Genomic DNA, 10,577 nt, shown 5'->3' with positions numbered 1-10,577 from the left:
GTCTGCGAGGAGACTTGTCCATCCTTTTTATAGACAAACGCCCTAAGCCAAATCGGCCTAGGGCGGTAAAAATATCAAAGACCCGATATCCTGTTAATCACAAGGCAGCTCCACTTAAGTGAACTACGTTGCGGCATATCGGCCGGGCTTTGAGGTGACAGGCGAATTATTTGGCCTGTTTTCGCAGTTTACGCTCTTCACGCTCACGCTTACTGAACATGCGCTCTACCACCACGAAAAAGAGTGGGATAAAGAAGATACCCAGGAAGGTTGAGCTGATCATACCACCCAGTACCCCGGTACCAATGGCGTTCTGACTGCCTGAACCCACACCTGTACTGACGGCCAGAGGCACAACCCCGAGACCGAATGCCAGCGAGGTCATCAGAATCGGCCGCAAACGTACCCGCACCGCGTGCAGGGTGGCGTCGACAAGTTTGGAGCCCTGCTCATAGTATTCCTTGGCGAACTCCACAATCAGAATGGCGTTCTTGGTTGCCAGACCCACAGTGGTCAACAGACCCACCTGGAAGAACACGTCGTTTGGCAGGCCACGACCATTCATGGCGATTAGAGCACCGATAATACCCAGAGGCACTACCAGAATAACCGCGAAAGGCACAGACCAGCTTTCATACAGGGCCGCCAATACCAGGAATACCACCAGAATCGATAGCGCGTAGAGCGCAGGCGCCTGGTTACCTGACAGACGTTCCTCGTAGGAGAGGCCGTTCCATTCGATACCAAAGCCTGGCGGTAGCTGGTTAACCATGTCTTCCATGATGTTCATCGCTTCACCGGTACTGAAACCGGGGACAGTCGCACCCTGGATATTCATCGCCGGCAGACCGTTGAAGCGTTCCAGACGTGGTGAACCATACTCCCAGCTGCCGGTGGCAAAGGCTGAGAAGGGCACCATGTCTCCCTGGGTGTTACGCACATACCAGGAGTCCAGATCTTCAGGTTGCATCCGGTATTTGGCATCGGCCTGAACATAAACCTTCTTCACCCGACCACGGTCGATGAAGTCGTTGACATAGGAGCCACCCCAAGCGGCAGAAAGCACGTTGTTGACATCACCTATGTTGACGCTCAGCGCCCGTAGCTTGGCATGATCTATATGCAGCTGATACATGGGCGCATCTTCCTGACCATTGGGGCGTACACCCACCAGGTTGGGATTCTGAGCCGCCATGCCCAGCAGTTGGTTACGGGCCTGAACCAGCTTTTCGTGTCCTTGGCCATTTTTGTCCTGCAGGAAGAGGTCAAAACCGTTGGCCGTACCCAGCTCAATTACCGCAGGCGGTACGAAGGCAAACACGAAGGCTTCTTTCATCTGGCTGAACACCGCCATGGCACGGCCGGCAACCGCTTGAACATCACTGCCTGGAGCCGTACGTTCAGACCAGTCTTTCAGTCCGACGAAGGCGATACCCATGTTCTGCCCCTGACCGGCAAAACTGAAGCCCGCCACACTCAGAACCGATTTGACGTTTTCGTCTGCCAGGAATTGATCCGAGACTTTTTCCAGTACTTTCATGGTACTTTCCTGAGTCGCGTTGGTTGGCAGTATAGTCTGGGTAAACAGCATGCCCTGATCTTCGTCCGGCAAGAAGGCGGTTGGCATACGGATAAAGATCCAGCCTACGGCCACAACCAGCGCCAGATAGACGGCACTCATACGTACTGAACGTTTGATGATGCTGGCAACAGTACTTTCGTACTTGCCAGTCATGCGATCGAAGTTACGGTTAAACCAGCCGAAGAAGCCGGTTTCGGCATGGGTATGCCCCTTCTTCAGTGGCTTAAGCATAGTGGCACAAAGTGCCGGAGTCAGAATGATGGCCACCAATACCGACAGCGCCATCGCCGATACGATAGTGATGGAGAACTGACGGTAAATCACCCCGGTAGAGCCTGACATGAAGGCCATGGGAACAAATACGGCCGACAGCGTCAGACCAATACCCACCAGGGCTCCGGTGATCTGCCCCATGGACTTCTTGGTCGCTTCTTTGGGGCTGAGTCCCTCTTCGGACATTACCCGCTCAACGTTTTCCACCACCACGATGGCATCATCCACCAAGAGACCGATGGCCAGTACCATGGCGAACATGGTTAGGGTGTTAATCGAAAACCCGGTGAAAGACAGGATAGCGAAGGTACCCAGCAATACTACCGGCACCGCAATCGTTGGGATCAAGGTTGCGCGGAAGTTTTGCAGGAACAGATACATGATGACGAACACCAGTACCACGGCTTCCAGCAGAGTATGAACTACACCTTCGATGGAGTTCTTTACGAAGGGGGTAGTGTCATAGGGATACACCACCTGCATGCTGGCCGGGAAGAAGGGACGCATCTCTTCTACCTTGGCGCGCACGGCTTCGGCGGTATCCAGTGCGTTGGCACCAGTGGCCAGCTTGATCGCCAGACCTGTAGCAGGGCGTCCATTGTAGAGTGATTCGATGGAATAACTCTCAGAGCCCAGTTCAACCTTGGCGACATCACTCAGATAGACATTGGCACCCGAGGGATTCGACTTGAGGATGATGTTGCTGAATTCCTCAGGCGTTTGCAGACGGCTCTGAGCCGAGATAGTCGCATTCAACTCCTGACCTTGAACCGCAGGGGCACCACCCAACTGACCGGCAGAAACCTGAGCGTTCTGTTCTTTAATCGCAGCGATTACATCCAGAGTGGTCAGGTTGTAGTTGGTCAGCTTCAGTGGGTCGACCCAGATACGCATTGAGTACTGGGCACCGAATAGGGTGGTTTCACCCACACCTGGTACCCGACTCATGGGATCCTGAACGTTGGAACCCACGTAGTCGGCGAGGTCGGCCTTGGTCATGGAGCCATCATCTGAAATAAAGGCGACCACCATCAAGAAGCCTGAGCTGGACTTGTTAACCCTGACACCTTGAGCCGTTACTTCCTGAGGCAGCAAAGCCATGGCGGCCTGCAGCTTGTTCTGTACCTGAACCTGGGCGATGTCGGGATCCGCCTCGGCGTTAAAGGTCAGAGTGATTTCGGCGTTACCGAAGCTGTCACTGGTGGACTTGATATAGCGCAGGTGGTCGAGACCTGTCATGCGCTGCTCAATCACCTGGGTCACAGAATCTTCAACAGTTTTGGCCGACGCACCTGGATAGTTGGCCGCAACCACAATGGTTGGTGGCGCAATATCCGGGTACTGGGAAACCGGCAGGGCCTTAATGGCCAAGACACCTGCCAGCATGATAATAATCGCGATCACCCATGCGAAGATGGGGCGATCGATAAAGAAACGTGCCATAACTTCCGCCCTGTTATTGCTGGTTTGCTGTCATGGGTTTGGCCGTCACAGCCATGCCGGGACGGATTTTTTGCAGCCCTTCGACAATCAGTTTGTCACCTGGCTTGAGTCCTTCTGTTACCCGCCACTGGTGATTGATGACATCGGCAGTCTTGATCACCCTTGCTTCAACCTTGTTTTCGGCATTCACCAACATGGCCACAGCTTCACCCTTGGGACTACGGGTGATGGCTTTTTGTGGTACCAGAATCGCTTGAGGATCGACACCTGTGTTGAGAATGGCGCGCACATACATACCAGGCAGCAGCGTATGGTCCGGGTTAGGGAACTCGGCTCTCAGCGTCACAGAACCTGTGCTCTGATCGACACTGACTTCGGCAAACTGTAAGCGACCCTTATGATCATAAGTCGAGCCATCTTCCAGCAGCAGAGTCACTTCGGCGTCATCAGAAGCCTGTAGTTTACCGGCTTTCAACATGCTCTTGAGACGTAGCATCTGGGTACTGGACTGCACTATATCCACATTGATGGGATCCAGTTGTTGGATGGTCGCCAGTGGCTGAGCCTGGTTAGCAGTCACCAGAGCACCGGCAGTAACGCTGGACTTACCGATACGACCGGAGATAGGTGCCTGTACTTCGGTATAGTTGACGTTAATGGTTGCAGTATTGATGGCCGCCTTGGCCACTTCCACTGCTGCCAGCGCTTCTTTATAGGAAGCATCTGCCTTGTCGTACTCTTCTTTACTTATGTACTTGGTTTTGACCAGTTCCTGATACCGGGCCTGAGTTGCCTTGGCAGAAGCCAGAGCCGCTTCGGCGCGGGCCAGATCCGCCTTGGCGCTCTGTAGAGAGGCCTTATAGGTGGAAGGGTCAATTTGATACAGTGACTCACCCTGTTTCACATCACCGCCCTCGGTGAAGCTACGTTTCAGAATGATGCCATTAACCTGAGGCCGAACTTCGGCTTCAAGGAAAGCTATGCTGCGCCCAGGCAGTTGCACTTGCAGTGCCTGCGGAGCCGACTTGACTTCCAGGACACTGACTTCCATAGCGGGGGCCGCCTGATTGCTTTTGGCTTGTTCAGCTTCCGACCCACAGGCCGTCATCCATAACGCCATACTTACAACTGAGGCAACTTTTAGTACATGCCGCATGATAACTCCTAATCAGTATCTGCTTGCCGGGAAGGGAAAGTGTCTTGTACGACAGGCTTCCTGGCGCAGTTCGCCAGCAAAATTTTCGAACCCATATTTATCGCACAAGCATTCTGTATCAACAAGCTACAGGATAAGCGAAAAGTGTAAATGAATGAAAATTTTTTAATCAATAAACGACACTATTGCCATTTATTTACATTTAGTTGTGAGATTTATGAATTCAACAACTTATGTATCCAAATCCCGTTTCTGCCCGTTTGGAAAAGATTCTGTTTTTGCCCTGGAGACAAAGACACCTTTCCCAACTGCAGCAAGCGTTTTAAGGTTGAGTGACCCATGGCTAAACCGCAGAAATTTCTCTGCACCATGCTGGATCCTCCACCGCGAGGCGAGTATTCTACTACTGTCACTATAATTTGATTAGTCATATAGAAATAAACCCACTGTCCCACAGGTGCAACAATAAATGGATCTAAACAGGGTACAAATATTTGCTCAAGTTGTTGAACAAGGTAGCTTTACCGGCGCCGCCAAGGCGTTGGGGCTAACCAAGACTACAGTTAGTCGCAAAGTCGCCGAGTTGGAGAAGGCGACCGGTGTTCAACTACTGTTCAGAACCACTAGGGCATTGAGGCTAACCGAGGCCGGTGCCGAATATTACAACAAGATCACCAAGATTCTGGTGGATCTGGAAAATGCCGAAGCCCAGCTCAGTGCCAACCAGCAGCGGGTTAAGGGCAATCTGAGGGTAGTCTGCCCTATCGAGATGGGACAGCTATTTCTCGGCCCGGTATTTGCCCGTTTTCTTGAGGCTTACCCGGATATTACCATAGAAGCTGAATTGACTAATCGCAAGGTGGATATGGTTGAAGAAGGGATAGATATACTGTTCCATCTGTGCGGCATCGAAGATTCACGCCTGCAGCATTATCAACTGGTGAAGACCAGCACCACCCTGATGGCCAGCCCTGAGTATCTTAAACGCCACGGCACTCCGCAGACCCCGGATGATCTTTGGCATCACAAGGGCATAGAGCAGGGGGGGATCCAGCTTATCAATGACGGTTGCTGGAAGATTTTTGATGGCAATGAATGGCAGGTGATCACTCCTGAGGTTCAACTCAAGGTCAATAATATTACCTTGGCCCGGGAAGCGGCCATTGCCGGTTTGGGGATCACTTGTCTGCCACCGATGATCGCCGATGAAGCCTTACAAAAAGGGGAGTTGGTGGCCGTGCTGGAAGACTTTCCTATGGAACATAACACCCTGTTGCTGTCTTATCCAAAACGGGCCTATTTGCCTCGTAAATACATAATCTTTATTGATTTTATCTATCAGGCCTTGTTCGGTTACTGGGGTAACATGCTGCTGGAGATCCCCGAGTATGTGAAGCATCCCGAGGGTTTCGAATAAGCCGCTATGACTGCGGCGCTGCCGCAGTCATTCATAATTGTTCACATTCATTCCTTCACGGTTCATTCACCTAGATAACCCTGTTCATAACTTCTTCTTACTATCCGGGCTAACAATTCTCAAGCTCTGGTGGATAAAGATGAACCCAACTCATAAGCTGTTTTTATCAGGTTTGCTGCTGTGCAGCAGTTCCATGACTCTGGCTGACGAAGCTCCCCGTTTCGCCGGTGGTAGTTTTGCCGGCAATCTAACCTTTGCCTCTGACTATGTGTTCCGCGGCGAATCGGAAACCCTGGATGGTGATGTGCCCGTAGTCCAGGGAACATTCAGCTGGAACCATGACGCCGGTTGGTATACCGGGGTATTTGCCTCCAACATCAAGTTTGCCGACCCCAATCTTGAGATAGTCACAGCGCCTTTCATCGGCAAGAGCGGTGAGTTGGGTGATTCAGGTTTCACCTATGATGTCATGCTGTTCTCATATCTCTATCCCGGCGCGTCTTACTCTAACTACACAGAGCTGTGGCTTAAACTCGGCAAGTCTTTCGGTCGGGCCAATCTGCAACTGGAAGTGACGCCAACTGTGGATGACTGGTTCGGTGTCGATGGTTGGCACGGGGTCAACTATGCCTTGCACCCCAGCTATGTTTTCGAGAATGGTATCAAGGTTTCTGGCTCTGTCGGTTATCAGGACTTGAACGGTAATGGTGCCGAAGGATGGGGACACTGGAACCTGGGGGTAAGCAAAGAATTTTATGGTTTCAACCTGGATCTGCGCTACCACGGCAGTACGGTTGAAGCAGATCACAAGGTCTATGGTACCCAGACAGAGATCTTCGATGACAGGTTGGTGATAGGAATCAGCAAAGCGTTTTAAGAACTGCTTCCCTGCAGTCTTTGTGAGTACGCCATTTGGCGTACTCTTTTTTTAGGTAAGGTGCGAACAAGCCCTATCTGTGCTCTGCGTCGGCTAACAGGCCTGGATGTAAGGCGTGGTTCGCAGCAAATACCCCTAGTCCTTTGCAAGACTTCCTTAGTACATGCTCTTTTCAAGATAGAGGCGGTTGTCGGCAATATGCCCAGGCTCGGCGCGGAAATCCACCACCTGATACTTATGGCTGATCAGCATATTCAACATAGAGCGGAACTGGTTGCGGGTCTTAACTTGGATCTGTTTGTAACCGGCTTGAGTGGCCCAACGCTCCTGTGCTTCCAGCATACTGCGCGCCAGCCCCAGACTGCGATAATCGGGTAATACACCGCCTAACCAACTGTAAAAACAATGCTCGTCCAGAGCATAACCCAGCTTGAATCCCGCCAATTCACCTTCCACAAAGGCCAACAACAATAAACAGGCATTGCCTGTCAGTCGACGTTCGAACTCTTGCTGTTGGTAGCCGGAATCAAACTCGGGGATCTGAGCACTCAAGGCCATGATCTCGTCGATCTGTTGCTGATCTATTTCAGTAATAGCTTTGATTTCAATGGAGTACATCATTATTCTCTCAACGGGCCGCAAAATGTCACAGATTGCGGGATAAAAACTGGCCAAAATTATAACAGGTCTGGCCAGTTGAATGCATCAGGAGAATTGCTGCTGGTTTTCTGTCTGCAAGATCTTGTCCTGTAGTACCCGCAGCAGCACACCATAAGCCGGCAGGAACAGCCCCAGACTAACCAACAGCTTGAAGCTGTAATCCACTGCGGCAATTTCCGGCCAGTTGGCGGCCATAAAGGGGTCACTGGAGGCGAAGAAGGCGATACTGAAGAACACCAGAGTATCCACCAGGTTGCCCACCAGGGTAGAGGCCGCCGGAGCGACCCACCAGGCACACTGGCGGCGAATTCTGGCAAACACTGCGATATCCATCAACTGGCCCACCAGATAGGCGGCAAAACTGGCAAAAGCGATACGGAATACAAAGATATTGAAGTCCGACAGGGCACTCAGCCCCTGAAAGTTACCCTGATGAAACAGTACGCCCATGGCATAGGAGATTAGCAAGGCCGGTAGCATGGCCTTGAAGATGATCTGCCGGGCGGTAGCTTGGCCGAATATCCGTACCGTCAGATCGGTTGCCAGATAGACAAAAGGAAAGCTGAAGGCGCCCCAGGTTGTGTGGAAGCCGAATAGCTGAAATGGGAGCTGCACCAGATAGTTACTGGCACTGATAATAAGGATGTGAAAACTGACCAAGAGGATCAGTGCGCGTTTGAGCTGCGCGCCGGTTAACATTAACATATTGTGACCTTTTTAGTTGGCTGGGCGGGGTGAGGGAACCCGCATTTTCGGTTTGACCGAAAGGGCGCACATTATAGAGCCCAAAATTCAGCTGACAAGAGGGAAGCGTAAAAAATGTCCAACCCATCTAAGGAAGTTCCTATATTTGGACCTTTAAGTCTATGCAGGGCAGGCATGGGACTTGTTCGCACCTCCCTTAAAGCTACTCTACACTGAAAGGGAAGACAGGAGAGTTAAATGAATCGAATCTGCTGCCTGCTGCTGGCCTTATTGACGTTTGTCTGGCCGGCCATTGCCGAACCGACCAAGATCCAGATAGCTACCGCCAGTTGGGGCGGTTATACCGAAACCAATGGTGAAGGTTATTATTTTGAGTTGTTGCGAAGGGTATTCCCCGAGCCGGAATGGCAACTGGAAATTCAGTTTGTTCCTTTCCCTCGCTCTCTGTATATGTTGGAGCGCGAACAGGTTGATATGGTGTTAGGGCTTTATCTGGGGGATATCTCCAAGGGAATTTACAGTGCTCACAAAGTAGAAACCGAGGTGATAGATGCTGCAGTAACTCCTGAACTGGCCAGTGTTTGGCAAGGTATGGTGTCTTTGACCCATAGAAAGGTTCAGGCTTTGATCGCTTATCGTTTTTTTACCTTGACCCAGGTACCTATGCTCTATCAGGAAAACAGCAGCCTGCTGGAGATGCTGCGTAAGGTGAATGAAGGCAAAATCGATGCCGTACTCGATTATAAACCCGACATGCAGCCACTGTTGTCGCAGTTGGAACAGCCAAGAAAATTGGTACTTATCGAAGATGTGCTGCGGGCAGATGTTTATTTTGCCTTCGCCAATAATCCCAAAGGGCTCGAGCTGAAGGCCCTGTTTTGAGCAGTTGGAGCGTTCCGGGGAATTGGCAGAGATTAAACTGCAGAGCCTGGAGTCGTTGCAACTGAGGGTACAGGAGCAGCCATCACCTTAAAAATCCAGCAAAATCGACATTATGGTGGCGAGTTTGTTTTCCAGCTCCTGCCACTCGGCTTGTGGATCTGAACCTGCGACTATGCCGGCACCGGCAAACAGGTTGATACAGCCGGGTTCCAGCAGGGCGCAGCGGATGGCTACCGCAAATTCACTCTCATATTTATTCAGATAACCACAGGCTCCGGCATACCAACCACGCATATAGCCTTCCCGCTGGCGCAGAAAACTGATGGCAGATTCCCGCGGTAAACCACCGACGGCCGGGGTTGGGTGCAAGGCCTGCAGCAGTTGAAAATCTTTCACCCCGTGACGCAGTTCGGCACGAATCGATCTGTGCAGGTGTTGAATATGGTTGAGTTTGAAGATGGTGGGTGTCTCATCGGCACCGACATAGCGGCTCAGCGGGGTCAACGCCTTGACAATATGCTCTCTGACAAGCTGATTTTCATTACTATTCTTGTTGTCATCCAATAGCTGCTGCGCCAGGCGTTCATCTTCTTCTGGGCTCAGGCCGCGAATGGTAGTACCCGCCAGTGCTTCGGTATACAGTTCCTGCTGCTGACGGCGATAAAGGCGTTCGGGTGAGCAGGAGATAAAGCTGCGTTCGGGGCTGAATTCGAAACCGAATTGAAAACTGTTGGGGTTACGTCCTTGCCAACTGGCCAATACTTGCCAGGGATCCGGAGTGTCTTTCACCTGTAGCTGAGTCAGGCGTGACAATACTACTTTGGGAGTGTCCTGATTGAATCTAGGGGCGGTAACTTGTTCCACCAGTGTCTTCCAACGCGGATAATCGGGCCTGTCATTGCGTGACAGCTGTTCAGTCTTGGTCGGTGGCGTCATGGGGCGGGCCGGCACCAGTGCATCCAGTGCGGCTTGTGCTTGGGCTATCTCTTGCTGCTGGTCTCCCTGCCCCAGATTCAGATTAACCAAGAGCCGGAAATAATCTGAACTGCGCCTCAGCTCAATTCGGGGTAACAGGAATCTGGCGCGGCCGAACTCGGGCCAGGAGGCGATTTCGCGATCGAAGGCGACGCCGCCGTAGTAGCGGATCTCCTGGTTACTGGAGTAGGCCCGTTGTGTCTCATAGACTTCGGCCAGAGCCTCGTCTGTGACTTCATCTTCGAAACGGAAATCCAGGCAACTGCCGATGGCGGCCACCTCCTCGAGTCTGTCCCTTCCTTGCCAATAAATTCTTGGGTAGCTGGGCTGGGAAGCCAGCCAGGAGATCAATGGGATCGCCTGTACCTCCGCGGCCAGTTGGACAATAGGTTCTGCTGGTGTCAGCTTGGCCAATTGACACAGCTTGTCTTTGAGTGACGAAATGGCCTGAGACAGGGTAAGTGCAGACAAGGGGAGCTCCGAACATCCGAACAAAGGGATCCGGAAGCAGAAAGCGTCCGGCTAACAGTATCTTTAACACAAACTAAAGTTCCACACCTCGAGTGTCAAGCCGTCGAAGGGGCCGGTGTGACGTATAGCATGATCC

The 10,577-nt window shown here is 51.9% G+C and carries 8 protein-coding genes; 3 read left to right on the top strand and 5 right to left on the bottom strand.

Annotated features, from left to right (window positions below; all coding sequences use genetic code 11):
- Positions 1-166: 166 nt before the first annotated feature.
- A complete protein-coding gene (locus CX651_RS10100; RefSeq protein WP_101055892.1) occupies positions 167-3,298 on the bottom strand; it encodes an efflux RND transporter permease subunit in 3,132 nt (1,043 codons plus the stop codon).
- Positions 3,299-3,311: 13 nt separating this feature from the next.
- Positions 3,312-4,454 carry an efflux RND transporter periplasmic adaptor subunit gene (locus CX651_RS10095; RefSeq protein ID WP_101055891.1) on the bottom strand — a complete coding sequence of 381 codons (1,143 nt, stop codon included), beginning with the start codon at positions 4,452-4,454 and terminating at the stop codon, positions 3,312-3,314.
- 469 nt (positions 4,455-4,923) lie between these two features.
- Between CX651_RS10095 and CX651_RS10090 the strand changes: the two genes are divergently transcribed.
- Both CX651_RS10090 and CX651_RS10085 read left to right on the top strand, forming a co-directional pair.
- On the top strand, positions 4,924-5,871 hold the full coding sequence (locus CX651_RS10090; protein ID WP_101055890.1) for a LysR family transcriptional regulator: 948 nt from the start codon (positions 4,924-4,926) through the stop codon (positions 5,869-5,871).
- A 139-nt stretch (positions 5,872-6,010) separates the two neighbouring features.
- Positions 6,011-6,748, top strand: coding sequence for a TorF family putative porin (locus CX651_RS10085; protein WP_101055889.1), 738 nt, complete (start codon positions 6,011-6,013; stop codon positions 6,746-6,748).
- A gap of 156 nt (positions 6,749-6,904) precedes the next feature.
- Here the strand turns inward: CX651_RS10085 and CX651_RS10080 are convergent, their stop codons facing one another.
- Positions 6,905-7,369 carry a GNAT family N-acetyltransferase gene (locus CX651_RS10080; protein ID WP_308427928.1) on the bottom strand — a complete coding sequence of 155 codons (465 nt, stop codon included), beginning with the start codon at positions 7,367-7,369 and terminating at the stop codon, positions 6,905-6,907.
- A gap of 84 nt (positions 7,370-7,453) precedes the next feature.
- The gene (locus tag CX651_RS10075) at positions 7,454-8,113 is read right to left on the bottom strand and encodes a 7-cyano-7-deazaguanine/7-aminomethyl-7-deazaguanine transporter (RefSeq protein ID WP_101055887.1); all 660 of its coding nucleotides are present in this window, start codon (positions 8,111-8,113) and stop codon (positions 7,454-7,456) included.
- 237 nt (positions 8,114-8,350) lie between these two features.
- On the opposite strand from CX651_RS10075, the gene CX651_RS10070 reads away from it, so the two are divergent.
- Positions 8,351-8,995: a type 2 periplasmic-binding domain-containing protein gene (locus CX651_RS10070; protein ID WP_229839782.1), complete on the top strand. Its 645-nt coding sequence runs from the start codon at positions 8,351-8,353 to the stop codon at positions 8,993-8,995.
- An 87-nt stretch (positions 8,996-9,082) separates the two neighbouring features.
- Here the strand turns inward: CX651_RS10070 and CX651_RS10065 are convergent, their stop codons facing one another.
- Positions 9,083-10,441 (bottom strand): isochorismate synthase, encoded by a 1,359-nt coding sequence (locus CX651_RS10065; protein ID WP_101055886.1) that lies wholly within the window; start codon positions 10,439-10,441, stop codon positions 9,083-9,085.
- Between the last annotated feature and the right edge of the window lie 136 nt (positions 10,442-10,577).

It is taken from the genome of Shewanella chilikensis, from assembly GCF_002836945.1.
Lineage (GTDB): Bacteria > Pseudomonadota > Gammaproteobacteria > Enterobacterales > Shewanellaceae > Shewanella > Shewanella chilikensis.
The sequence above is the reverse complement of the archived record's forward strand: the minus strand, read 5'-3'. Positions and strand labels throughout refer to the sequence as shown.

Coding starts and splice junctions, on each gene's coding strand:
- CX651_RS10085 (WP_101055889.1), top strand. CDS start 6,011: ATGAACCCAACTCATAAGCTGTTTTTATCAGGTTTGCTGCTGTGCAGC.
- CX651_RS10075 (WP_101055887.1), bottom strand. CDS start 8,113: ATGTTAATGTTAACCGGCGCGCAGCTCAAACGCGCACTGATCCTCTTG.
- CX651_RS10100 (WP_101055892.1), bottom strand. CDS start 3,298: ATGGCACGTTTCTTTATCGATCGCCCCATCTTCGCATGGGTGATCGCG.
- CX651_RS10070 (WP_229839782.1), top strand. CDS start 8,351: ATGAATCGAATCTGCTGCCTGCTGCTGGCCTTATTGACGTTTGTCTGG.
- CX651_RS10095 (WP_101055891.1), bottom strand. CDS start 4,454: ATGCGGCATGTACTAAAAGTTGCCTCAGTTGTAAGTATGGCGTTATGG.
- CX651_RS10090 (WP_101055890.1), top strand. CDS start 4,924: ATGGATCTAAACAGGGTACAAATATTTGCTCAAGTTGTTGAACAAGGT.
- CX651_RS10080 (WP_308427928.1), bottom strand. CDS start 7,369: ATGATGTACTCCATTGAAATCAAAGCTATTACTGAAATAGATCAGCAA.